This is a genomic window from Aminobacter sp. BE322 (assembly GCF_050433525.1).
In the GTDB taxonomy this organism is placed as follows: domain Bacteria; phylum Pseudomonadota; class Alphaproteobacteria; order Rhizobiales; family Rhizobiaceae; genus Aminobacter.
The window spans coordinates 1-24,465 of sequence record NZ_JBNPXB010000017.1; the positions used below are offsets into that span (position 1 = coordinate 1).

Annotated in this window: 22 protein-coding genes and 1 pseudogene; 17 read left to right on the plus strand and 6 right to left on the minus strand. The window is 67.1% G+C overall.

What is annotated here, in order from left to right:
• Positions 1-127: 127 nt before the first annotated feature.
• The 5 genes from J2X50_RS20070 to J2X50_RS20090 are packed head-to-tail and all read left to right on the plus strand — an operon-like array spanning position 128 to position 4,823.
• On the plus strand, positions 128-586 hold the full coding sequence (locus tag J2X50_RS20070) for an ABC transporter ATP-binding protein (protein ID WP_429097682.1): 459 nt from the start codon (positions 128-130) through the stop codon (positions 584-586).
• Between the two features lie 22 nt (positions 587-608).
• Positions 609-1,574: an ABC transporter substrate-binding protein gene (locus J2X50_RS20075; RefSeq protein WP_429097683.1), complete on the plus strand. Its 966-nt coding sequence runs from the start codon at positions 609-611 to the stop codon at positions 1,572-1,574.
• Positions 1,575-1,600: 26 nt separating this feature from the next.
• A complete protein-coding gene (locus tag J2X50_RS20080) occupies positions 1,601-2,377 on the plus strand; it encodes an ABC transporter permease (RefSeq protein WP_429097684.1) in 777 nt (258 codons plus the stop codon).
• Positions 2,374-3,159: an ABC transporter permease gene (locus tag J2X50_RS20085; protein ID WP_429097685.1), complete on the plus strand. Its 786-nt coding sequence runs from the start codon at positions 2,374-2,376 to the stop codon at positions 3,157-3,159. Before J2X50_RS20080 ends, J2X50_RS20085 begins: the two co-directional genes overlap by 4 nt.
• Before the next feature lie 32 nt (positions 3,160-3,191).
• Entirely contained in the window at positions 3,192-4,823 is a 1,632-nt protein-coding gene (locus J2X50_RS20090; RefSeq protein WP_429097686.1) for an alkaline phosphatase family protein, read from the plus strand.
• A gap of 33 nt (positions 4,824-4,856) precedes the next feature.
• Here the strand turns inward: J2X50_RS20090 and J2X50_RS20095 are convergent, their stop codons facing one another.
• Positions 4,857-6,347: a PLP-dependent aminotransferase family protein gene (locus tag J2X50_RS20095; RefSeq protein WP_429097687.1), complete on the minus strand. Its 1,491-nt coding sequence runs from the start codon at positions 6,345-6,347 to the stop codon at positions 4,857-4,859.
• 156 nt (positions 6,348-6,503) lie between these two features.
• Here J2X50_RS20095 and tauA point away from each other — a divergent pair, with 156 nt between their 5' ends.
• The 8 genes and pseudogenes from tauA to pta all read left to right on the plus strand — a co-directional run bounded on the left by tauA (position 6,504) and on the right by pta (position 14,215).
• Positions 6,504-7,523 carry a taurine ABC transporter substrate-binding protein gene (tauA, locus tag J2X50_RS20100; protein WP_429097688.1) on the plus strand — a complete coding sequence of 340 codons (1,020 nt, stop codon included), beginning with the start codon at positions 6,504-6,506 and terminating at the stop codon, positions 7,521-7,523.
• 88 nt (positions 7,524-7,611) lie between these two features.
• Complete coding sequence (locus tag J2X50_RS20105) at positions 7,612-8,424, plus strand: taurine ABC transporter ATP-binding protein (protein WP_429097689.1); 813 nt, start codon at positions 7,612-7,614, stop codon at positions 8,422-8,424.
• Complete coding sequence (locus J2X50_RS20110) at positions 8,417-9,244, plus strand: ABC transporter permease subunit (protein ID WP_429097690.1); 828 nt, start codon at positions 8,417-8,419, stop codon at positions 9,242-9,244. Before J2X50_RS20105 ends, J2X50_RS20110 begins: the two co-directional genes overlap by 8 nt.
• 152 nt (positions 9,245-9,396) lie before the next feature.
• A complete protein-coding gene (locus tag J2X50_RS20115) occupies positions 9,397-9,777 on the plus strand; it encodes a nuclear transport factor 2 family protein (RefSeq protein ID WP_429097756.1) in 381 nt (126 codons plus the stop codon).
• 24 nt (positions 9,778-9,801) lie between these two features.
• A complete protein-coding gene (locus tag J2X50_RS20120) occupies positions 9,802-11,202 on the plus strand; it encodes an NAD(P)/FAD-dependent oxidoreductase (RefSeq protein ID WP_429097691.1) in 1,401 nt (466 codons plus the stop codon).
• Positions 11,203-11,245: 43 nt separating this feature from the next.
• Complete coding sequence (xsc, locus tag J2X50_RS20125) at positions 11,246-13,021, plus strand: sulfoacetaldehyde acetyltransferase (RefSeq protein ID WP_429097692.1); 1,776 nt, start codon at positions 11,246-11,248, stop codon at positions 13,019-13,021.
• Between the two features lie 73 nt (positions 13,022-13,094).
• Positions 13,095-13,217 (plus strand): annotated as a pseudogene (locus tag J2X50_RS20130) (putative sulfate exporter family transporter); the annotation flags it as partial.
• Entirely contained in the window at positions 13,217-14,215 is a 999-nt protein-coding gene (pta, locus tag J2X50_RS20135) for a phosphate acetyltransferase (RefSeq protein ID WP_429097693.1), read from the plus strand. The pseudogene J2X50_RS20130 and the gene pta, both read left to right, overlap by 1 nt.
• Before the next feature lie 30 nt (positions 14,216-14,245).
• Here the strand turns inward: pta and J2X50_RS20140 are convergent, their stop codons facing one another.
• Both J2X50_RS20140 and J2X50_RS20145 read right to left on the minus strand, forming a co-directional pair.
• A complete protein-coding gene (locus tag J2X50_RS20140) occupies positions 14,246-15,571 on the minus strand; it encodes an MFS transporter (protein ID WP_429097694.1) in 1,326 nt (441 codons plus the stop codon).
• On the minus strand, positions 15,568-16,347 hold the full coding sequence (locus J2X50_RS20145) for an MBL fold metallo-hydrolase (protein WP_429097695.1): 780 nt from the start codon (positions 16,345-16,347) through the stop codon (positions 15,568-15,570). Before J2X50_RS20145 ends, J2X50_RS20140 begins: the two co-directional genes overlap by 4 nt.
• Before the next feature lie 37 nt (positions 16,348-16,384).
• Here J2X50_RS20145 and J2X50_RS20150 point away from each other — a divergent pair, with 37 nt between their 5' ends.
• The gene (locus J2X50_RS20150; RefSeq protein WP_429097696.1) at positions 16,385-17,053 is read left to right on the plus strand and encodes an ArsR/SmtB family transcription factor; all 669 of its coding nucleotides are present in this window, start codon (positions 16,385-16,387) and stop codon (positions 17,051-17,053) included.
• A gap of 34 nt (positions 17,054-17,087) precedes the next feature.
• Here the strand turns inward: J2X50_RS20150 and J2X50_RS20155 are convergent, their stop codons facing one another.
• Entirely contained in the window at positions 17,088-17,981 is an 894-nt protein-coding gene (locus J2X50_RS20155; protein ID WP_429097697.1) for a DMT family transporter, read from the minus strand.
• Between the two features lie 272 nt (positions 17,982-18,253).
• Here J2X50_RS20155 and ftsZ point away from each other — a divergent pair, with 272 nt between their 5' ends.
• The 3 genes from ftsZ (at position 18,254) to J2X50_RS20170 (ending at position 21,776) form a co-directional block, all read left to right on the plus strand.
• Complete coding sequence (ftsZ, locus tag J2X50_RS20160; RefSeq protein WP_429097698.1) at positions 18,254-19,270, plus strand: cell division protein FtsZ; 1,017 nt, start codon at positions 18,254-18,256, stop codon at positions 19,268-19,270.
• A gap of 183 nt (positions 19,271-19,453) precedes the next feature.
• Positions 19,454-20,788 (plus strand): oligosaccharide flippase family protein, encoded by a 1,335-nt coding sequence (locus tag J2X50_RS20165; RefSeq protein WP_429097699.1) that lies wholly within the window; start codon positions 19,454-19,456, stop codon positions 20,786-20,788.
• A gap of 1 nt (position 20,789) precedes the next feature.
• The gene (locus J2X50_RS20170; RefSeq protein WP_429097700.1) at positions 20,790-21,776 is read left to right on the plus strand and encodes a glycosyltransferase family 2 protein; all 987 of its coding nucleotides are present in this window, start codon (positions 20,790-20,792) and stop codon (positions 21,774-21,776) included.
• A 1-nt stretch (position 21,777) separates the two neighbouring features.
• Here J2X50_RS20170 and J2X50_RS20175 read toward each other — a convergent pair whose 3' ends face one another.
• Positions 21,778-23,034 carry a glycosyltransferase family 4 protein gene (locus J2X50_RS20175; protein WP_429097701.1) on the minus strand — a complete coding sequence of 419 codons (1,257 nt, stop codon included), beginning with the start codon at positions 23,032-23,034 and terminating at the stop codon, positions 21,778-21,780.
• 19 nt (positions 23,035-23,053) lie between these two features.
• Positions 23,054-24,442, minus strand: coding sequence for an O-antigen ligase family protein (locus J2X50_RS20180; protein WP_429097702.1), 1,389 nt, complete (start codon positions 24,440-24,442; stop codon positions 23,054-23,056).
• Positions 24,443-24,465: the final 23 nt, after the last annotated feature.

The window sequence follows — 24,465 nt, forward strand, 5'->3', positions numbered from 1 at the left end:
CCACGCAGAAAAGGGAAAAAGTGGACGACTTTTACGCCGCCCGCAGCCGGACAATCCCGCCGCTACCGTGGTCTAGTTTTCCACCGCCGTTCTCAACAATGTCGTTCTCGGCATGCACCGCGACCGGGTGAGTTCCGCCACCGCCAAGCGTGAATCCGCCGCCGCCCTGCTGGCCAAGGTCGGCCTGGCCGGTTTCGAGCAGCGTTATCCCTGGCAGCTCTCCGGCGGCATGCAGCAGCGTGTGGCGATCGCCCGGGCGCTCGCGGCCAATCCCCGCCTTCTCCTGCTCGATGAACCGCTCGCTGCAGTCGATGCCCAGACCCGCTCGGAGATCCAGGACCTGATCCTGTCGCTGGCGCGCGAACGCCAGCAGGCCTGCCTGCTCGTCACCCATGACGTCGAAGAGGCGATCTACATGGCCGACAAGCTGGTCGTCCTCACCAAGCGCCCCACCCGGGTGCGCGAGGAGATCGTCCTCGGTCTCCCGAAACCGCGCGACCAGATCGAAACGCGCGAAATGCGGGAGTTCCTGAAGATACGCCATCACGTCATGACGCTGATGCGCGACGCACACAATAAGTCCTGATGGACCAAAGAGGGAGGAAAGCATGAAGTTCGGTACGGTTTCGAAGGCGGCGATCGTGTCCTGCCTTGCATTGCTGGGTGCGGCGGGCGCCACGGCCGCCGCAGACCTGAAGGTCGCGGTGCTCAAGACGGCCAATGTGCTTTCCCTGCAGCACGCCGTCGACGCAGGCTACTTCAGGGACGAGGGCCTCAACGTCGAGGTCTCGACCCTCAACAACGGGCCGGCGGTGGCCTCGGCGGTCGTCAGCGGATCGGCCGACATCGGCTTTGCGGCGGCGGTTGCCGTGGTCAGCGCGCGGGCGAACAACCAGCCGGTCAGGTTCTTCTCCAATCTCGCGCTCGAAACCAAGACCGGCAACAGCATCTGGCTGATTGCACCGGAGCGGGCGGGCAACATCAAGGTCGCCGATCTCAAGGGCAAGACGATCGCGATCAATGCCGCGGGCGGCCAGTGCGAGCTCGTCGTGCGCACCAACCTCAAGGCGGTCGGTCTCGCCTGGGAGGACGTCAAGCCACTGGTGCTGCCGTTCCCGCAGATTCCGGCTGCCCTGCAGCTTGGCAATGCCGATGCCGGCTGCGTGCTCGAACCCTTCTACTCGGCTTCGCGCCTGTCGCCCGAGATCAAGGCCCAGGTGCTCGTGCCCGGCACCATGCCGGACATGAAGGACGACTATTTCGGGTTGATGGACGGCTTCTTCGCCACCGACGAATGGCTGAAGGCGAACACCGATTCCGCTACCAGGTTCGCCAAGGCCGTCGCCAGGTCGAACAGCGACATCATGAAGGACCCGTCCATCATGGCCGCGTTGATGGAAAAGCAGCTCGGCGTGAAGCCGGAGATCGCGGCCGCTGCCAGGATCAATCTCGACACCCGCCCCGGTCCCGTCGCCGAGAAGGACTTTCAGAATCTCATCGATCTGATGACGGCGGCCGGCATGCTGGCCGGTCCGGTCAAGGCGTCGGACCTCGTCTTTCCGGTCAACTACTGACGCCAGCGCCATTGGGGATTGCGGACGTGTCAGCGCTCAGGCCAGTCTTTCGGTTCATTCTCGGCGTAGCGATCTTCGCCCTCGTATGGGAGGCGGTCGCGCGCACCGGACTTGCGCCGCAGAACCTGTTCCCGACCGTCGGGCAGATCGGTCGGGCGCTGGTCGAGCTGTCCCGATCGGGCGAATTGTGGGCCGCCGCCGGCGCAACGCTCGCGCGGGCGGCGTTGGGACTGGCCATCGCCTCGGTGCTGGCGGTCCTGCTCGGGCTTGCCGCGACGATGTCCCGGAAAATCCGCCAGGCCCTGGCGCCTTTCGTCGACATATGCCGCACCTTGCCGCCGCCGGCCCTGGCGCCGCTGCTGATCTTCGCTTTGGGCCTCAACGAGCGGATGTTCCTGACAGTCATCGTGTTCGCGGCGATCTGGCCGATCTATGTGGCCTGCGTCGCCGGCTTCGGCGGCACCGAACCCTTGCCGCTCATGACCGCCCGCAGCTTCGGGGCAAGCGACCGGTGGCAGCTCTTCAACGTCCGGCTGCCTTCGGCCTTGCCCTCCATCTTCACCGGAATCCGGGTCGGCCTCGGCCTGTCGCTGATGGCGACCATCGCGACCGAAATGATCGCAGGTTCCAGCGGTCTGGGCTTCCTGCTCTTCGACACGGCGTTCTCGCTGCGCATTCCCGAAATGTACGCCACGCTTCTGGCAGCCGGCTTCCTCGGCGTCCTGTTCAACGCGGCGCTTCACCTGCTCAAGCAGCCGCTGGTGAGCTGGCACACCCTGCAGACCGAGCTGAAATCGTCATGACCACAAGCAAGAACAGCTCCATCAACGCGTCCGGCGTATTGTTCCTGGTCGCGTTGACCCTGGCCTGGGAAGTCCTTGCCCGCCTGAACGGCACGCCAAACATGCCCACCATCGGCGCCGTCATCGGCTCGCTCTGGCACGATGCCGGGCTGCTTGCGACCGAGGCGTCCTATACGCTCGGGCGTGCGCTGGCAGGCCTGGCCATCGCGCTGCTGGCGGGCATCCCGCTCGGCATCGCCTTCGGCCGGATCAGGCTGCTCGGCGATCTCGCCATGCCGGCCTTCGACCTGCTGCGACCGCTGCCGCCGATCGCCATCGCGCCGGTCGCCATGATCTTCGCCGGCACGGGCACGGCAGCCAAGGTCGCCGTCATCGCCTATGGCTGCCTGTTTCCGATCCTGATCACCACGTTCGATGCGGTGCGTACGACGCAGCCCCAGTTGGTCCAGTCGGCGCGGGCGCTCGGCATGAACCGCCTCGAGATCATGTGGCTGGTCGATTTCCCCTCCGAACTGCCGCGCATGATGACCGGCGTGCGCATCAGCCTGGCGCTGTGCCTGCTGATCGCGGTCTCGACCGAGCTGCTTTTGTCCAGCAACGGACTGGGCGCCTACATCATGCGCGCCCAGCAGCTGTTCAGGATCGCCGACGGCCTGGCCGCGCTGGTCGTCATCGCGGCGCTCGGGCTGGCCATCGGCAGGATCTACGCTCTCGTCGAGCGGCGGCTGCTGGCATGGCACCACGAGCGGCTGGCGCTGGCCGGTGGCGGCAACGCCGCGTGAGCCGAACCGCTTCTTACTGAGAAGGCATCGATATGACCAAGCCGATGAATGTCTTGTGGATCATGGCCGACCAACTGCGCTGGGACTATCTGTCCTGCTATGGCCATCCGCACCTCGAGACGCCGAACATCGACAGGCTGGCCGGGCGCGGCGTGCGCTTCACCAACGCCTATGTCCAGTCGCCGATCTGCGGCCCGTCGCGCATGAGCTCCTATACCGGGCGCTACTGCCGTTCGCACGGCTCGACCTGGAACGGATTTCCGCTGCGCGTGGGCGAGCCGACGCTGGGCGACCACCTGCGCGAGATCGGCGTGCGCCCCGTGATCGTCGGCAAGACGCATATGAAGGTCGACACCCGCGGCATGGAATGGCTGGGCATCGACCCGGGTTCGACCATCGGGGTGTCGATCTCCGAATGCGGGTTCGAGCCGTTCGAGCGCGACGACGGCCTGCATCCGTATGGAGCCTACGATCCGGACCCGGACTACGACAAACATCTGCGCGCCAATGGCCTGGACTCGGAAAACCCCTGGGAGGACTTCGCCAATTCCGGAAAGGGCGACGATGGCGAGCTCCTGTCGGGCTGGCTGCTGAAATATTCCAACCTGCCGGCGAACATCCCCGAAGAACTCTCCGAAACGCCCTACATGACGGGCCGTGCCATCGACTTCATGGAACAGGCCGGCGACAAGCCGTGGCTTTGCCACCTTTCCTTCATCAAGCCGCACTGGCCCTACATTGTGCCGGCGCCCTACCATGACATGTACGGGCCCGAACACGTCATCGCGCCGGTGCGCTCGGAGGCCGAAAAGGCGACCACGCATCCGGTCTACGGTGCCTACATCAAGTCGCGCATCTGCCGCACCTTTGCGCGCGACGATGTACGCGAGCGCGTCATCCCGGCCTATATGGGCCTGATCAAGCAGATCGACGACCAGCTCGGCCGGCTGTTCGCCTACATGGAAAACAAGGGGCTGATGGACAACACCATGATCGTCGTGACGTCCGATCACGGCGACTATCTCGGCGACCACTGGATGGGCGAGAAGGAGCTGTTCCACGACGTTTCGGTCAAGGTGCCTCTGATCGTCTACGACCCGCGCCGCGAGGCCGACGCGACGCGCGGCCTGGTGCGCGAGGAACTGGTCGAGGGCATCGACCTCGCGCCGACCTTCCTGTCCTGTTTCGGCGGCAAGGCCAAGCCGCATGTCATGGAGGGCCGCAACATCGAGCCGCTGCTGCACGATGCGCACCGCCCGGCTGGCTGGCGGCGCTACGCCATATCCGAATATGACTACGCCCTGCAGGAAGCCAGGCAGATCCTGGGCAACGACCAGAAGGACGCGCGCCTGATCATGATCCGCGACGAGCGCTGGAAATACATTCACGCGGAAGGCTTCCGCCCGATGCTGTTCGACCTGGAGAACGACCCGGACGAACTGCGGGACCTCGGCGAGGATGAGCGCTTCGCAGAGGTTCGCCAGCGCCTGGCCGACGCAATTTTCCACTGGGCGCGACAGCACCATAACCGCATCACCATGGCCCCGGATGTCATCGACAGCATGTCGGGGCGCGAGCCGCGCGGCATCGTCATCGGCGTCTGGGACGAGGCGGAATACGAAGCGCTCAACAAGGAGCCGTTCGCAGCGCGCAAGCGCGCCTGACGCCGGCCCATCGCGGGCGTCGACGGATTGTCCTCAACCGCCCGCCTGGCCCATCAGCTTCGCTATGCGCGCGGCCGTGCGCGATACGCCTTCGTCGATGTTGTTGCGCGGGATCGACGAATAGCCCATGCGGAAGAACCGGCATGGACCGTCGTCGTCGGGGAAGAAGGGCGAGCCGGATTCGATCAGCACTCCGTCCTGCCGGAGTTCGTTCATCAGCCGGTCGGCGTCGAGCCTCTCGGGGCCCTCGACCCAGAACGAGGTGCCGCCGAAGGCCGACGACCCGGCGATGGTGAGGCCCTCGCGCTTCAGCGCCTCGGCCATGACGACATGGCGCTTGTGATATTCGCCACGCATGCGGTGCAGCACCGCGTCGTGGTGGCCGAGCGCGAGGAAATAGGCGGCCGTGCGCTGAAGGTGACCGGGCGGGTGGCGCAGCATCAGGGCGCGCAGCGCGCGGGCCTCGCGAATGACGGGCGCGGGCGCGACCAGATAGCCGAGCCGCAACCCCGGAAAAAGCGACTTGGAGAAGCTGCCGATATAGAACACCCGGCCGCTGCGGTCGAAGGCCTTGAGCGCCGGCGACGGCGGCGCAAGAAAGCTCATCTCGAACTCGTAGTCGTCCTCGACGATGATGAAATTCTGCTCGGCGGCGGCCTCGAGCAGGCGCGCTCGCCGCTCGACCGGCATCGTCGCCCCGGTCGGCGAATGATGGCTGGGCGTGACGAACACGGCATCGACGTCCTTCGGCAGCGTCTCCGGCGGCAGGCCCTCCTTGTCGACGTCGATCGCCGTGACCTGCGCGCCGCTCAGCATCAGCGAGGCGCTCATGTCGGGATGGCACGGGTTTTCGCACACGGCGTGCGCGTCCTGGCGCAGCAGGAGCTGGATGACGATCCATAGCGCGTTCTGTGCGCCCACTGTCACCAGGATCTCGTCCGGATTGGCGCGGATGCCGCGGCTCGGCAGGGTGCGCGAGCAGATGTAGTTGACCAGCTGCACGTCGTCGGCGGCGGCGAAGTCGCCGGCCATCTGCTCGAAGTCCTCGCGCGCCAGCGCTCGCCGGGCGCAGTCGCGCCAGGCGGTGAGGTCGAACAGCGAGGGGTCCATCTGGCCGTAGAGGAACGGGTAGGGATAGCGCCGCCAGTCGAGCGGCTTGCGCATCTGCTTGGCGACGATGAAGCTCGACCGCAGCTTGGCCGACCAGTCGATGGCGTCGCCGCCCGCTTGCGGGGCATTGGCCGCGAGCGCGTTCGTCGGCGGGTTGCCGGCGACGCGGTAGGCGCTGCGGCTCGCCGCCTCGACGTAGCCCTGCGACGCCAGCTCCTGGTAGGCGAGTGTCACCGTGATCCGCGAAATGTTGAGGTAGTCGGCGAGCTTGCGCGTCGACGGCAAATGCGCGCCCGGCTGGATGCGGCCGGCGAGCACGGCCGAGACCACCGTCTCGCGGATCTGCGCCTGCAGGCCGACCCGGCTCGCGTTGTCGAGGAAGAAGACCGTCTCCGAAACAGTTGGATGCGCCATGGCCGCTCGACAGTTGCAACTGGAATCATTCAACTTCCAAACTGGATATAAGGCAATCGGGCAGGGTCATTTATCCATTTTATATAGAACCAAGACCGGCGCCAAAGCCGGCAAGTTCCCGGAACAACCGGCAGCTACAAAACAAAGAGGGTAACGATGATACATTTCAAGCATTTCAAGCACTTGGCCGGCGCCGTATCGTTAACGGCCGGTATATTCGCCGCAGGCCTCGCCTATGCCCAGACGACGGTCGTCGTCGGCTACCAGCAGATTGTCGGTCCGTTCGTCACGGCCATCGCCGACGGCCGCTTCGATGCGGCGGCGAAGGAGGCGGGCTACCAGATCGACTGGCGCCAGTTCAGTTCGGGCGGCGACATCTCGACCGCACTCGCCTCCGGTAACGTGCCCATCGGCGTCATCGGCTCGACCGGCACCACCGCCGCGGCCACGCGCGGCGTCGACCTCGAGCTGTTCTGGATCCTCGACAACATCGGCAAGTCGGAAGCGCTGGTCGTGCGCAACGGCTCCGGCATCGAGAAGCCCGAGGACCTCAAGGGCAAGAATGTCGGCGTGCCGTTCGTCTCGACCTCGCACTTCCATCTGCTGGTCGGCCTCGAACAGGTGTGGAAGGTCGATCCGCGCGAGGTCAACATCCTCAACATGAAGCCGCCGCAGATCATCGCCGCCTGGCAGCGCGGCGACATCGACGCCGCCTATGTCTGGCCGCCGGCACTGACCGAACTGCTCAAGAACGGCAAGACGATCGCCGATTCCGAGACCATCGGCGCTGCCTCGGTGCCCACCTTCGACGGCCTCGTCGCCGACAAGAAATGGGCTGCCGACAATCCGAAGTTCATGGCTGCCTTCACCAAGGTGCTGGCCGAGGCCTATGCCGACTACAACGAGAACAAGGCTGCCTGGACGGCGGACTCGCCGCAGGTCCAGGGTATCGTCAAGCTGATCGGCGGCGACGGCCCTGGCGCTGTCGAGGCGCTCAGCCTGCTGTCCTTCCCGACGGCCGCGGAACAGGCGTCGGATACCTGGCTGGGCGGCGGCGCCATCAAGGCGCTGAGCGAAAGCGCCAAGTTCCTCGTCGCCCAGAAGCAGATCGACAAGGCGCTCGACGACTACGCGCCCTACGTCAACGCGAGCTACGCGAAGCAGGCGGCCGACTGATCCGGATGGCCGCCGGCGCGGACACCAGGCTGCCGGCGGCCACTCCCGCATTCACATTGGACGGCAATTCTTCGAAAGGCTCGACGCGATGGAAACCCTCAACGTCAGCAATGTCAGCCTGACCTATCCGGGGCTCTACTCCGACCAGGCTGTGATCGCCCTCAAGGGTGTGAACCTCGAGATCAAGAGCGGCGATTTCGTCGTCGCCCTCGGCGCCTCGGGCTGCGGCAAGACCACGTTGCTCAACCTCATGGCCGGCTTCATGGCGCCGACGGGCGGCGACATCACGCTCGGCGACCGCCAGGTCGTCGGGCCCGGCGCCGACCGCGGCGTCGTGTTCCAGAAGCACGCGCTGCTGCCCTGGCTCAACGTCATCGACAACACCGAATTCGGCCTCAAGCTGCGCGGCATAGACAAGCAGGCCCGCCGCGAGATCGCCACGAAGAACCTGGCGCTGGTCGGCCTGCAGGACTTCCACCGCCACATGATCTACCACCTGTCCGGCGGCATGCAGCAGCGTGTCGGCATTGCCCGGGCGCTGACCTGCGATCCGGCAATGCTTTTGATGGACGAGCCGATGGCGGCGCTCGACGCGCTGACCCGCGAGACCATCCAGGAGCTGCTGCTCAAGGTCTGGCAGCTCACCAACAAGATGTTCTTCTTCATCACCCACAGCGTCGAGGAGGCGCTTTTCCTCGGCTCCCGGCTGATCGTCATGTCGCCGCGGCCCGGCCGCATCACCCACACCTACGAGCTCGACTTCAATAGACGCTTCCTCGAGGAGGGCAACGCCCGTGCAATCAAATCCAGCCGCGATTTCATCGACATGCGCGAACAGATCCTCGGCATCATCTATGGCGACGAGCGCCAGTCCGGCAGCCCGGAACACCTCCATGCTTGATCGCGTATCGAGGGCACGGCCGGTCCGTCCCGGCAAGATCTACGGCGCGCCCGGCGACGGCATGAGCGGCCACATCAGCCTGATCACCGCGCTCGTGCTGTTCGGCCTGTGGCTGCTGGTCACCGAGATGGGCTGGGTCAAGCCGCTGTTCCTGCCTTCGCCGCTCGCGGTATGGGACAAGTTCGTGGTCGCCATGACCGAGGGCGTGTCCAACTCGACGCTTCTCCAGCACACGCTGGCGAGCCTCGGCCGCGTGCTCGGCGCCTTCGCACTGGCGCTGGTCACCGCAGTGCCGGTCGGCATCCTGATGGGCGTCAACCGCACCATTCGCGGCCTGTTCGACCCGATCATCGAGTTCTACCGTCCCCTGCCGCCGCTCGCCTACCTGCCGCTGATCATCATCTGGCTCGGCATCGGCGAGTTCCCGAAGGTGTTCCTGATCTACCTCGCGATCTTCGCGCCGATGGCGATCGCCGCCCGCGCCGGCGTACGCTCGGTCTCGACCGAACAGATCCACGCCGCCTATGCGATGGGCGCCACCCGCGCCCAGGTCATCGGCCAGGTCATCCTCAAGGCCGCGCTGCCCGAAATCTTCACCGGCATGCGCATCGGCATCGGCGTCGGCTGGACCACGCTGGTCGCCGCCGAGATGGTGGCAGCCCACCGCGGCCTCGGCTTCATGGTGCTCAACGCTGCCGAATACCTCGCCAGCGACACGGTCATCATGGGCATCGTCGTCATCGGTGTCTTCGCCTTCGCCTTCGACCTTTTGCTCCGCTACCTGGAGAAGGTGCTGATCCCCTGGAAGGGCAAGATCTGATGGCAGAGCTCATGCATCCGGCGACGTCGCCGCCCGGCTGAGGCCGCCGCCTAGAACCCGAACCACCGAACGAGAGCAATCGGCCGGCTTGCCCGGCAATGGCGGAGCCATGCCTGGCGCCGCCCCGGAAATACGAGGACCACACCATGGCGCTGACCGCCGACGACCTTGCCCAGCTGTTCGATGCCTTCAACCGGCACGACATCGACGGCGTGATGAGCTTCTTCGCCGAGACTTGCGTCTTCAACGCGGTCGCCGGCCCGGAGGTCTACGGCGCCCGCTTCGACGGCATCGCGGCCATCGCCAATGCCTTCAGCGGCGTGTGGAAGGCGATGCCCGATGCGCACTGGGCCCATCACGGCCACTTCGTCCACGGCGACCGCGCCGTCTCGGAATGGACGTTCACCGGCACCAACGCCGACGGCAGCCGCATCGAGGCCGAGGGTTGCGACCTGTTCACGGTCGCCGGCGGCAGGATCGTGCGCAAGCAGGCCTTCCGCAAGAACCGGCCGCTGCTTTCGGCGGGCGCCTGATCGGTGAGGGGAGGAACGGCGAAAATGGAACATCAGCTCGTCAGGCCGTCGGCGCGGCGCAAGCCGTTCGATCCGGCCTATGACCCGGTGCATGCGCCCAATCCCGGCGACGGCAAGGACTATGCGCCGACCTACTGGATCGCCACCGCCGGTGCCGAGCCGGAGGACGACGGTCCGGTCACGCAGGACATCGATGTCGACGTCGCCATCGTCGGCTCGGGCTACACCGGCCTCTCCTGTGCCATCCATCTCGCCAGGGAGCACGGCATCAAGGCGACCGTGCTCGAGGCCAACGGCGTCGCCTGGGGCTGCTCGACCCGCAATGGCGGCCAGGCGCAGATTTCCTCGGGCCGGCTGAAGCGCTCGCAGTGGATCGAGCGCTGGGGCGTCGACGTGGCCAGGAAGCTGCACGCCGAGATATCGGAGGCCTTCGACCTGTTCCGTGGCCTGATCCGCGAACCGGAGATCGACTGCGACCCGCAGGATGGCGGCCATCTCTACATCGCCCACCGCGACAAGGTGCTGCCGGCGCTGGAGAAGGAGACGCGCCTGCTCAACGACGTCTTCGGCTACCGCGCCCGCATGGTCGGCCGCGACGAGGTGCACAGCGACTTCGTCCGCGATGCCGAGGCGAGGGGAGCCATGTACGAGCCCGACGGCATCGGCATCCACGCCGCCAAGCTCGCCTTCGGCTACCTCAGGCTCGCCCGCAAGCTCGGCGCAAAGGTGCACACGTCGAGCCCGGTGCTCGGCAGCGAACTCAAGGGCGGCGTCCATCATCTCCGCACGCCGGGCGGCACTGTCAGGGCACGTGCGGTGTGCATCGCCACCGCCGGCTACACCTCGCCCGGCCTGCACGAACTGACCCGCCATCGGCTGATGCCGATCCTGTCCAATTCGATCGTCACCCGGCCGCTGTCCGTGGGCGAGCGAGAGGTACTGAACTTCAAGGCGCTGATCCCGCTCACCGACACGCGCACGCTACGCCACTATTACCGCATGTTGCCGGACGGGCGCGTGCAGATCGGCAGCCGCAGCGCGATTACCGGCCGCGACGCGGTCAACCCCAGGCACCTCGACCTGCTGCTGGCCGGGCTGTACCGCAAGTTCCCGATCCTGCGCGGCATCGAGGTCGACTACTCCTGGTGGGGCTGGGTCGACGTCAGCCACGACATGATGCCGCGCATCTTCCAGCCCGATCCGAAGCAGCGCCTGTTCTACGCCATGGGCTATGGCGGCAACGGCGTCATGTATTCGGCCCAGGCCGGCCGCCGCATGGCCCAGATGGTGGCGGGCAAGGGGACAGTGCTCGACCTACCGATCTTCACCTCGCCCCTGCCCAGCCACGGCCTGCTCACGCCGTTCAGGCGCCTCGGCCAGTGGGGCATGTACCGCTGGTATTACCTCAAGGACGAAATTCTCTAGCCCTCCCGAGCCGGACCGCCGCCCAATCGAAAGGAACCAAGAAATGAAAATGACCACCGAAGAAGCATTCGTCAAAGTCCTGCAGATGCACGGCATCGAGCACGCCTTCGGCATCATCGGCTCGGCCATGATGCCGGTGTCGGACCTGTTCCCCAAGGCCGGCATAAAGTTCTGGGACTGCGCCCACGAGACCAACGCCGGCATGATGGCCGACGGCTTCAGCCGCGCCACCGGAACCATGTCCATGGCCATCGGCCAGAACGGCCCCGGCGTGACCGGCTTCATCACCGCCATGAAGACCGCCTACTGGAACCACACGCCGCTGCTGATGGTCACGCCGCAGGCGGCCAACAAGACCATCGGCCAGGGCGGTTTCCAGGAAGTCGACCAGATGGCGATGTTCGAGGAGATGGTCTGCTACCAGGAAGAGGTACGCGACCCCTCGCGCATTCCCGAGGTGCTGAACCGCGTCATCGAGAAGGCCTGGCGCGGCTGCGCGCCGGCGCAGATCAACATCCCGCGCGACTTCTGGACCCACGTCATCGACGTCGACCTGCCTTCCATCGTGCGTTTCGAGCGTCCGGCCGGCGGGCCGCAGGCGATCACGGAGGCCGCACGCCTGCTGTCCGAGGCAAAGTTCCCCGTCATCCTCAACGGCGCCGGCGTCGTCATCGGCAACGCCATCCAGGAATCGATGGCATTGGCCGAGCGCCTCGACGCACCGGTCTGCTGCGGTTACCAGCACAACGACGCCTTCCCCGGCAGCCATCGGCTCGCCGCCGGCCCGCTCGGCTACAACGGCTCCAAGGCGGCGATGGAGCTGATCGCCAAGGCAGACGTGGTGCTGGCGCTCGGCACCCGCCTCAACCCGTTCTCGACGCTGCCGGGCTACGGCATCGACTACTGGCCCAGGAATGCCTCGATCATCCAGGTCGACATCAACGCCGACCGCATCGGCCTGACCAAGAAGGTCTCGGTGGGCATCTGCGGCGACGCCAGGCAGGTGGCCCGCCAGATCCTCGAGCAGCTGAGCCCGTCGGCCGGCAACGAAGGCCGCGAGCAGCGCAAGGCGGCGATCCACCGGACGCGTTCGGCCTGGCTGCAGCAGCTGTCGTCGATGGACCATGAGGAAGACGACGTCGGCACCGAGTGGAACGCGAGTGCCCGCCTGCGCGAGGCCGACCGCATGTCGCCGCGCCAGGCCTGGCGGGCGATCCAGGCGGCCCTGCCCAAGGAAGCGATCGTCTCCACCGACATCGGCAACAACTGCGCCATCGGCAACGCCTATCCGAGCTTCGAGCAGGGACGGAAGTATCTCGCTCCGGGCATGTTCGGCCCCTGCGGCTACGGCTTCCCCTCGATCGTCGGCGCCAAGATCGGCTGCCCCGACATGCCGGTGGTGGGCTTCGCCGGCGACGGCGCCTTCGGCATCTCGATGAACGAGATGGGCGCCATCGGCCGCGAGGGCTGGCCGGCGATCACCATGGTGATCTTCCGCAACTACCAGTGGGGCGCGGAGAAGCGCAACACGACGCTCTGGTACGCCAATAACTTCGTCGGCACCGAGCTCAACCCCAACCTCAGCTACGCCAAGGTGGCCGAAGGCTGCGGCCTGAAGGGCGTCGTCGTCGACACCACCGCCAAGCTGACCGAGGCGCTGGCCAAGGCCATCGACGACCAGTCCAAGGGCATCACCACCTTCGTCGAGGTCATCCTCAACCAGGAACTCGGCGAACCCTTCCGCCGCGACGCGATGAAGAAGCCGGTGCCGGTGGCGGGCATCGACCGCGCCGACATGCGCCCGCAGCAGCGGGCATGATCTGGCGACAAACCGCCCGCCCGGGCCGCCGGGCGGGCGGACGACAAAAGCTTCGTGACCCGGGAATGAGCCGATGAAGACCTCGCCGCGCCGCGTGCTCGACGTCGGCGGCGACGCCGTTGCCCTCATCGTCGCCGAGACCGTCTTCATCGGCCTCTTCATCCTCGCCGGCATCTACTATCTGGGACACGCCTGATGAAACCGCTCGAGCGCATCCTCTTTTCCGCCAAGGCAGCTCCCCGCCGCATCGTTCTCCCCGAGGGAGAGGACCCGCGAGTCGTCGAGGCGGCGCTTCGTTCGGTGCGCGAAGGCATCGCCGAGATCGCGCTCGTCGGCCGTCGCGAGATCGTCGAGCAGCGCCTTGCATCTGCCGGATCGTGCGGCGAGGACATCCGCATCGAGGACCCCGCCACCTCTCCGCTGACGCCACGCCTCGCCGCGGCCTATCACGAACTGCGCAAGGGCAAGGGCGTCGACGAAGCCGCCGCCATCGAGGCCGTGCGCGCTCCCCTCGTCTTCGCCGCGATGATGGTGCGCGAGGGCCACGCCCACGGCACCGTCGGCGGCGCGGTCGCCACCACTGCCGACACGGTGCGGGCCGCCCTGCAATGCATCGGCCGCGCGCCCGGCGTCGGCCTCGTCTCCAGCTTCTTCCTGATGATGCTGTGCCAGCCGCACCACGTGAAGAAGGGCGCCTTCGTCTTTGCCGACTGCGGCCTGGTGGTCGATCCCGACGCTGCCGGCCTCGCCGACATCGCCCGCATGTCCGCGCGTTCCTACCAGGCTCTCGCCGGTGCGCCTGCCAAGGTGGCGATGCTGTCGTTCTCGACCAATGGCAGCGCCGCCCATGAGCGCGTCTCCAAGGTCGTCGAGGCGACGCGCCTGGCACATGGCGCCGACCCCGACCTCGTCATCGACGGCGAACTGCAGTTCGACACCGCCTTCGTCGAGGCGGTGAGCGCTGCCAAGGCGCCGAACTCGGCGCTGCATGGCGAGGCCAACGTCTTCGTCTTCCCCAATCTCGACGCCGCCAACATCGGCTACAAGATCGCCCAGCGCATCGGCGGGGCGGAAGCCATCGGGCCGATCCTGCAGGGCCTCGCCAAGCCGGCCAACGACCTGTCGCGCGGCTGCAGCGCCGACGACGTCTTTCACATGATCGCCGTCACGGTCGTGCAGGCGGCCTGCGGCTGATGGTGGCACCGGAGTGCCCGGGCCCGGGAATTATTTCCTGGAATTCTCCGCGCTTTCGTCGGCCGCCTCGTCGTCGCGTATCGGGGAGGCGACCGCGACATGGCCGGTTGCCCGCTCGCGCATGCAGACCGCGACCACGACGCCCGATACGAAGGTCAGCGCGGCGATCGATCCGATCGCCCAGGGCAGCCCGAAGCGGTCGGCGATCAGCCCGGCGGACAGTGCGCCGATGGCGTAGCCGAGGTCGCGCCAGAACCGGTAGACGCTCAGCGACCGCGCCCGCCAGCTCGGGTGCGAGGCGTCGGAGACGGCGGCGATCAGGCTCGGATAGACCATCGCCGTGCCCAGTCCGAGCAGCAGGCTGCCGAGCAGCCACCACTCGAAGGATCGCGTCGCCGCGGTGAGGAACAGGCCGCCGGCCTGCACCCACATGCCCGCCACGATCAGCCCCTTGCGCCCCCAGCGGTCGCTCAGCGGGCCGGTGGCGACCTGCAGGATTCCCCAGGCCGCCGGATAGACCGCCTTGAGTATGCCGATGCGCTCGACCCCGAGCCCGAAGGAGGCGAAGAACAGCGGCAGGATACCCCAGCTCATGCCGTCGTTGAGGTTGTTGACGAGCCCCGCCTGCGACGCGGCGAACAGGTTGCGGTCCTTGAACGAGGTGAGTGCGAACACCTCGCGGAAGCCGAGCGGCGAGGCCTCCTTGGCGTGCGTGGCGGCTTCCAGCCGGACGTGGTCGCGCGTGTCCTTGACCAGCAGGATCGACAGCGCCGCCCCGATCACCGCGTAGCCGACGCCGAGATAGATTGGGGCCGGCCTCAGGCCGTAGCGCGAGGCGATGTAGCCGGTGAGGAATGCCGTCACGCCGACGGTGAGGTAGCCGGCGAACTCGTTGAGGCCTACCGCCAGGCCACGCGATTTCGGTCCGACGAGATCGACCTTCATGATCACGGTCATCGACCAGGCGAGCCCCTGGTTGATGCCGAGCAGGGCGTTGGCGGCGATCACCCATTCCCAGTTCGGCGCCCAGATGATCATGAACGGAACCGGCAGACCGACGAGCCATCCTAGAACCAGCACGCGCTTGCGGCCCCAGTGGTCGGCCAGTTGCCCCGAGACCAGGTTGGCGAGCGCCTTGACGACGCCGAAGCTGACGATGAAAGAGACCACCAGCGTCGTCGAGGCGATGCCGAACTCCTCGGAGCCGATCAGCGGCACGACGGTGCGTTCGATGCCGACCATGCCGCCCACGAAGGCGTTGATCAGTACCAGCAGCGCGAACTGGCGCCAGTTTTCCTTGAGCCCGAGCCTGATATGCGCCTTGGCGTCCTGGGCAGTCGATGCGGTTTCGTTCATGGTCGGGCCGCCGTGGTCGAGAGGCCGGAATTCGCCGCCCTGATCCGGGCGGCCTCCGGCGGCGCCGGCGGGATGTCGGTCAGCATGAAGCGGATGAATGCCGTCTCGTCGTCGATGCCGAAGGCCTGGTTGTGGCGCCTCTCGAAGCCGATGGTCGACCAGGGCTTGCCGCTCAGGCGCCGGCCGCACACCGAGCCGGCATAGGCGCCGGGCATCACCTCGACATGGTCGGGTAACGCCTTCAGCCGCTGCACGCTTCGGAACAGATCCTTCGCTCCCTGCTCGGCACTGACCGCGAGTTCGGTGCGGCCGAGGTCGCCCGCCATCAGCGTATGGCCGGTCAGGACGAACCAGGTCTCGTCGGCACGAGTGTGGTCGCTCACCAGCAGGCAGATGTGCTCGGGCGTGTGGCCCGGCGTGTGCATCACTGTGGCCGTGACATTGCCGAGCGGCAGCACGTCGCCGTCGGCAGCCCCCCTGAACGGGAATGCCACCTCCGCGTCCGCCGCGAGCACGTATTCCGCGCCGGCCGCCTCGGCGAGCGCACGGCCCGTGGAAATGTGGTCGGCATGGACATGCGTGTCGACGACGAAATTGATGCGCATGCCCGTGGCATTCGCCGCGCGCAGGTAGAACTCGACGTCGCCGACGGGATCGACCACCGCGCCGGTGGCCTTGCCGCCGCAGCCGAAAAGGTAGGAAATGCCGACGGGGTCGGCATGAAGGAACTGGCGCAGGATCATGGGCTTGAACTCCATTCCATGAACGGATAACATTCAATCATTCTGCTGAATGTTCCATTGAGGAGGTCTCATGTCAAGCGTCGGACCGAAGCAGGCGATCTACGGCAGCCTTTCCGAGGTTGCGCAGGCGCTCGGCCACCCGCACCGGCTTGAGCTGCTCGAGCATCTCGCCCAGGGCGTGCGCAGCGTCGAGGAGCTGTCGGCCCGCGCGCGCCTGACCTTCGCCAACACCTCGCGCCACCTGCAGATCCTCCGCCGGGCGCGGCTCGTCGACACCGAGCGCCGCGGCAAGCACATCTACTATCGCCTCGCCGGAGAGGCCGAGGTGGTCGACGTCATGGGCGCGCTCGGCCGGCTTGGCGAGCGCAACCTGGCCGAGATCGATCGCGTCATGGCCGACTATTTTCGCGCCCGCGACGCGCTGGAGCCGGTGTCGCGCAAGGACCTCGTCGCCAGGCTGGACGAGGGGTCGGTCACGGTGCTGGACGTGCGGCCGGAGGACGAGTTCGTGGCCGGCCATCTTCCCGGCGCCCTCAACATTCCCGTCTCGGACCTCCAGCGCCGCCTGGGCGAACTCCCCTCGGACCGCGAGGTCATCGCCTATTGCCGAGGGCCCTACTGCGTCATGTCCTTCGAAGCCGTCGCCGCGCTGAGGGCGCGGGGCTATCTCGTCCGCCGGCTCGAAGACGGCTATCCCGAATGGAAGGCCGCCGGCCTGCCGGTCGAAGCGGCCGCCTGAGCTGCTGGACGCCGCGTCGAGGACGTCGTCCTTCTCAGCGCAAGAAGATCAGCGCCATGCCGGCGACCACCAGCGCCGCTCCGGCCCAGGCGCCGCCGGCGGGGCGTTCGCCCGTCTTCGCCCACAGCATCGGCAGGATGATCACGGGGGAGGTGGCCGACAGCGTCGACACGATGCCGACCTTGCCTCCGGACAGCGCGAACAACAACAGCGTCATGCCGATGGCGAGCGCGATGATGCCGGTCAGCGCCGTCAGCGCCGCCACTTTCCAGGTCAGCGGCCCCTTCGGCTTGACGGCGGGGATCGGCAGCTGGATCAGCACGCTCAGGCAGAGAGCGGCGATGCCCACCCGGAGCATCGAGGCTGCGAACGGGTCGATGCCCGTCGCCATCACCGGGCGGGCGATGATCGAGCCGATCGCCTGGCCGGTCGCGGCGCCGAGGCCGAGCGCGACCCCGATCCACAGCGGGCCCTTGACCGCCTCCCATTCGTGCAATTGCGCCCGCCGCTTGCCGAAGAGGATGGCGAGCAGCACTCCCGCGACCGTCAGGCCGATGCCGGCGATCGCCGTTTGCGACAGGCCCTCGCCGAGCGCCAGCCAGCCGAGCAGGGCGGCGATCGGCGCGTTGAGCGCGAACAGGATGCCGGAGCGCCGCGGCCCGAGCCGGTTGAGCGCCGCAAACAGCAGCGTGTCGCCGATGAAGATGCCGACGAAGCCGGAGAGCAGCAGGGGGCCGACATTGCTGGCGTCGAGCTCGCGCCAGGCGCCGGTGGCGAGCACGTAGAGCGCCAGCATCACCGTCACGAACACCTGGCGGACGCGGTTGAAGGCGGGCGCGCCGAGATGCCCGGCAGGGCCGGCCGAGATCAGCCCGGTCATGGCCCAGCAGACGGCGGCTCCAAGTGCGGCAAGTTCGTGAATGGGCATCTGGCTTCGATTGGTTCGAGCGACAAAAGAGGCGCGCGCCGTTTGCGGACGCCTGCCCGAGCGACGGCCCAATGTGATTGATTCTCAGGGAGATTCCACGGGTTTTCTCTGCCCGCCGCCTATTCGCATCGGTCCTTCCGGCTTTCGCCGACGGTTCGCCGTGGCGGAAATCCGGTTGAGCGTGGGCAGGGCAGCCTTGCGGCGTGGCCGTCGATCTGATTCCCTAGACATGATCCGATTCGGGCTGGGGCATCGTGCAGGAACCGGACTAGATGAGCTCTTCCAGGAAGCCAGAGATTTCAGAAATGAGGCCGAAGCTGACCGTCATCGGGGTCGGCGGCGGTGGCGGCAACGCCGTCAACAACATGATCGCCCAGGGCTTGGCCGGCACCGATTTCATCGTCGCCAACACCGACGCCCAGGCGCTCACCATGTCCAAGGCACCGCGCCTGATCCAGCTCGGCGCGCTGGTCACCGAAGGGCTCGGCGCGGGCTCCTTGCCGGAGATCGGCCAGGCGGCGGCCGAGGAGTCGATCGACGAGGTGATGGACTACCTGTCGGACACCCATATGTGCTTCGTCACCGCCGGCATGGGCGGTGGCACCGGCACCGGCGCGGCCCCGGTCATCGCCCGGGCGGCCCGCGAGGCGGGCATCCTCACGGTCGCGGTGGTGACAAAACCCTTCGCCTTCGAGGGCAAGCGCCGCATGCAGATGGCCGAGCGCGGCATCGAACTCCTGCGCGAGGCCGCCGACACCGTCATCGTCATCCCCAACCAGAACCTGTTCCGGGTCGCCAACGCCAGCACGACCTTCGAGATGGCGTTCGGCATCGCCGATCAGGTCCTTCTCTCCGGGGTCGGCTGCATCACCGACCTCATCGTCAAGGAAGGTCTGATCAATCTCGACTTCGCCGACGTCAAGACGGTGATGCGCGGCATGGGGCGCGCCATGATGGGCACCGGCATCGGCACCGGCGACAACCGCGCCATGAAGGCGGCGGAAGCCTCCATCGCCAATCCTCTGCTCGACGAGCGCTCGATGAAGGGTGCCCGCGGCGTGCTGATCTCGATATCGGGCGGCATGGACATGACGCTGTTCGAGGTCGACGAGGCGGCAACCCGCATTCGCGAAGAGGTCGGCGACGATGCCGACATCATCGTCGGGGCCATCTTCGACCAGTCCCTGGCGGGGCAGTTCAAGGTTTCGGTCGTGGCCACGGGCCTGTCGCCCTCGGCGGCCGACGGCGATCCGTTCGTCACCGTCCGTGAGACGGCGGTCGCCCACTAGGAGCATCCCGCTTTCGGGCTGGCGTGGGGCTGCGCGACGGGACGCGCCGACCCCCTCCGCGCATGCCGGCCGGCCTCCAAGGCAAGGATCCGCTAATCTCTTCGTGGTTTGATGCATCGATTTCGCCGCTGTGCCTGAAGGGCAGCTGCCCGCCCACGACGAATGCCTTGCGTGTAAGGACTGATGCAACTTTCCGAAAAGCTGGTGATGCGGGGCGCCGTCTGGACGATCGGCACCTACGGCCTTTCAGTCGTCCTCCGCTTCGGTTCCAACGTCATCCTGTCGCGGCTGGTGGTGCCTGAAGTCTTCGGCATCATGCTGGTCATCAACACGCTGCGCAGCGGCATCGAGCTGATCTCGGACGTCGGTATCGGCCAGAACATCATCCACAACAGCCATGGCGAGGAGAAATCCTTCCGCGACACGGCCTGGACCATCCAGATCCTGCGCGGCATGATCCTGTTCGGCATCATGTTCCTCGCCGCCGCCCCGCTCGGCCGGCTCTATTCCCTGCCCACCACCGCCATCCAGTTCGCGTCGCTCAGCCTTGCGATCATGGGCGCGGCGTCGGTTTCGATCTACATCCTGCAGCGGCGGATGCAGCTCATCCGCCTCAACCTCTTCGACCTGTCGATGGATGTCATCGGCGCGCTTCTGGTCGTGGGCCTCGCCCTCTACAGCCCGACGATCTGGTCGCTGATCCTGGCCGGTGTGCTGGGGGCCGCGGTCAGGGCCTGCTCGACATACCTGCTTCCCTACGGGCGCAACTGGTTTGCCTGGCAGCCGAACTACGCCCACCAGATCCTGCATTTCGGCAAGTGGATCTACATCGCCTCGCTGCTGTCGTTCCTGAGTTCCAGCTTCGACAAGCTGTTCCTCGGCCAGAGCATCCCGCTGGCGATGCTGGGCATCTACGGCATCGCCCGCAACATCGCCGACCTTCCGGCTGCGCTGAGCGCGCGCCTGGGCTATTCAGTGGTGTTCCCGCTGATCTCCCGGGAAAAGGACAAACCGCGCGCCGAATTGCGCAAGCGCCTGATCCCGCTGCGGCTCAAGCTGCTGCTCGCCTGTGCGGTCTGCATGGCCCTTGGCATCGCCTTTGCGGACGTCGCCGTGCGCATCATCTACGACGCCCGCTATCACCAGGCCACCTGGATGCTGCCGATCCTGCTGGTCGGCGTCTGGGGCGCCATCCTCTGCAGCATCAACGAATACGCCCTGCTGGGCGTCGGCAAGCCGCTCTACGGCGCCGCCGGCAACATGGTGAAGCTGGCGTCGCTGGCGATCGGCATCCCTGTCGGCCTCTATTTCCAGGGGCTGCTCGGCGCCATTCTCGTCATCGCTCTCAGCGACCTCTGCCGCTACTTCATCATCCTCTTCGGCCAGTATCGCGAGCGCGTTTCCTTCTTCGTCCAGGACGTTCTGCTCAGCATCCTCATGCTCGGTCTCCTGGCCGGCCTGACGTTGCTGCGCCAGCAGCTGGGCTTCGGCACCACCTTCGACGGAGCCGCGGGCTGAGATGAAGGCGGCTGGGGCAAAGGTCGGCGTCGTCGTCATCGGCAGGAACGAAGGCGCGCGGCTGATCTCCTGCCTGCTCTCGCTCGGCGAGCTGGCGGCAAGCACGGTCTATGTCGATTCCGGCTCGACCGACGGCAGCGCCGAAGCGGCGAGGCGCCTGGGCGCCGCGGTCGTCGAGCTGGATATGACCTTGCCGTTCACGGCGGCCCGCGCCCGCAATGCCGGCTTCGCACGGCTGGAGGCTGTCCGGCCGGAGCTGGAGTTCGTGCAGTTCGTCGATGGCGACTGCACGCTCGCCCCCGAATGGATCACGCGAGCCCACGCCTTCCTCGCCGCGCATGACGACGTCGCGGTCGTCGCCGGCCGGCGGCGCGAGCGGGCACCCGGGCAATCGGTCTACAACGCGCTGTGCGACCGCGAATGGGACACGCCCGTCGGCGAGGCGACCGAGACCGGCGGCGACTGCCTCGTCCGGGCCGCGGCGTTCCGAAAGGTGGGCGGCTACGCCCCCGACCTGATCGCCGGCGAGGAGCCGGAAATGTGCGTAAGGCTGCGCGGTGCCGCCTGGCGCATCTGGCGCCTCGACGCCGAGATGACGCTGCACGACGCCAACATCATGCGCTTCGGCCAATGGTGGCGCCGCGCCACGCGCGCCGGCCATGCCTATGCCGAGGTCGCGGCCCGGCACGCCGGCTCGCCCCATGCCATATGGAGCGCCAACGTGCGCCGGGCACTGCTGTGGGGTTTCGCGCTCCCGGCCGCGATCTTGGCCGCGGCGGTTGTCTTTCACCCGGCCTTGCTCGCCCTGCTTCTGCTCTATCCGCTGCAGGTGGCGCGGATCGCGCTTCGCGAAAGGGTGGCCGGGCGCTCCGGCTGGACCTACGCCCTGTTCGTCACGCTGGCCAAGTTTCCCGAGGCGCAGGGCGTGGTCCGCTTCTACGCCAACCGGTTGCTCAGGCGCCGGGCCGCCATCATCGAATACAAGTAATCTATTCGGCCGCCTCGGCGGTGCGGTCGGCCGGCGGCTGCGAGGATGGCCGGGCGTCCCCATTCGCTCCGCCGAACAGTTGCAGCAGTTCGCGCCCCAGCCGGCGGCGGTCGTGGCTCTGCTCGACGCGTCCGCGTCCCACGCTCCCCATCCGCTGCAGCTCGCCCGGACCGGCCGTGAGCGCCGCGCGTATGGCGCCGACCAGCTGGTCGTGGTCGCCGGGCGTCACCAGCCAGCCGCAGCTTTCGTCGACGAGTTCGGGAATGCCGGCCACCGTCGTCGAGATCACCGGCCGCCCCAGGGCGAACGCCTCCATGATGACGATCGGCAGCCCCTCGGCATAGCTCGGCAGCAGAAGCGCCCGCGCGCCGGCGATCATGCGGCGCACCTCGCCATTGCTCGCCCAGCCATGCAGCCTGACCTCCTGCGCCACGCCGTGCCGGGCGATCTCTGCCTCGATCTCCTGGCGCTTGTCGCCGTCGCCCACCAGCACCACGCTGATCCCGGGAAAGTCGCGCTTGAGCGCGGCGACGGCGGCCGGGATGTGCACCTGCCCCTTGGCTGCGCACAGCCGGCCGACGCAGACGAGCGTCAGGTTGTCCGGCGCGGGCGCCGGTGCGGGTTCGAAGTCGCCGAGGTCTATGCCGCAGCGCACGACGTGGATCTTGCCGGCATCCTGCGGCCGCGCCAGCGAAGCGAGCAGGCCGCGGCCAAAGTTGGAGATCGCCACCACGAAGGCCGAGCGGGCGATCTTCTCCTCGAAGCTCAGCCGTTCGGGCTCGACGAATTCGTCGGGGCCGTGGGCGGTGAAGCTGTAGCTCGGGCCGCCGAGAATGGAGGCCAACATGGCCACCGCCGCGGCGTTGTTGCTGTAGTGCGAATGCACATGGCCTATCCCGAGCCGCTTCGCCTGCTGCCGCAGCGCCGCCGCCTGCATCATGTAGGCGACGTGGCGGATCGCTCCGCCCCTGGCATTGGAGAGTAGCGTCCACCAGGCCGGCAGCGCCCGCGCCAGCCCCGCGGGATTGACGAACAATTCGCGTAGCGCGGCCTTGAAAAGGCCCTTGACGTTGCCGTCGAGCAGGTAGCGCGTCATGTCCACTTCCTGCCAGTCCGCCGGGTCGACCAGCGGACCGTCGAAGCGGCGCACCGCCAGCCGGACGACCTCCACGCCGAGTGCCTCCAGGGCGGCGATCTCGCCGCGGATGAAGGTGGCGCTCGGCGCCGGGTAGGTGTTCAGGAAATAGGCGATCTTCATGGTCGGCCGGACTTCGCTTCTATCGTGTTGCCTGCCAGCGCGCCGGCATCGCCGACGGGCGGGCCGGCGCCGCATGGGCGCTCCTTGTCGCGGCTCGCACGGCTGGTGCCGTCCGCCACTTGACCGCGGCGCGCAGCGACAGCCCGAACGCCATGCCCATCGTGCTGAACAGCAGATACTGGATCTCGCGCGCGAAGATCACCCATTCGTACATCGAATGTACATAGGCGATCAGCATCGCCACGCCCATGCCGAGCAGGAGGTTGCCCTCGGCGGTCATCCGTTCGCGCCAGCCCCATTTCAGGGCGGTTAAGAGGGGTACGGCAAGCATGAGGACGAAAGCGAACAGGCCGAGATAGCCGGTCTCGACCGCGGCCAGCCAGTAGGCGTTGTGGACGATGTTGTTGCGGTTGCCTTCGCTGGGCGAAACGTTGGCCCGCTCCGAGTAGCCGAAATTCTTGGCGATGTAGACATAGTGGTTGACGCCCACGCCGGCGGGATAGTCGGCCACGATGTAGGACGCCGCCAGTTCGAAGGCTGCCCGCTCGTCATATTCTTCCTCGGTGAGCGGCACCGCCTCGAAGCGGTTCTGGAAGGTCGAGATCGCCACCGGCGCAACCGCCGCCAGCGCCACCGCCGCCGCCAGCGCCAGCATCACCTTGCGCTGCGTCAGCCCGGCGAGCGCCAGCGCGCAGTATGTGATGACCATGCCGATTGCCGCGAGCCCGACGGCCGCGCGCGACGCCGTGAAGATCACCACCAGCACCGTCGCCAGGATCGCCGGCACGAGATAGCGCAGGCGCCCATAGCCGTAGAGCAGCATCGCCAGATGCGGGAACAGCACGAAATGCGTGGTCAGGCCGAGCGTGTTCTGGTGCACGAACAGCCCGCGCGTCTGGGTCAGGTCGAGGCCGAAGCGCTGGTAGACCACGGCGATGACGTTCATGCCCATGCCGATGGCCATGCCGCGCAGGATGTCGACGACGACCTTCGGGTCGTGGCGCGTCGCCCGCGCCACCGCCACCACCACCAGGAACATGCGCATGAACTGCCAGATGCCGAAGGTCGCGGCCAGCGGCTCCGTGGCCTGGAAGATCGAAAGCGACGCGACCGCGATATAGACAAGCAGCGGCACCTTGTATGCCCACGGCACCGGCCCGCCCGGCACCGCGAGCAGTGCCGCGAGCGCCAGGATGTCGACGATCGTGATCTCGAGGCTGTAGACGAAGCCGACCCACTCGCCCGCCCAGGAGATGATGCCGATGTCGAAGATCGGCAGCGCCGCCGCCAGGAAGGGCAGCAGGCCGAACAGCGTCCAGAACAGGCGGGCGAACATTGCATTGCCGCGCAGCCCCAGGCTGAGCGGAAACGCGCTGGCCAGCGCCATGAGCAGGACGACGAATTTCAAGCAAATTGCCTCGGAGTATTAAT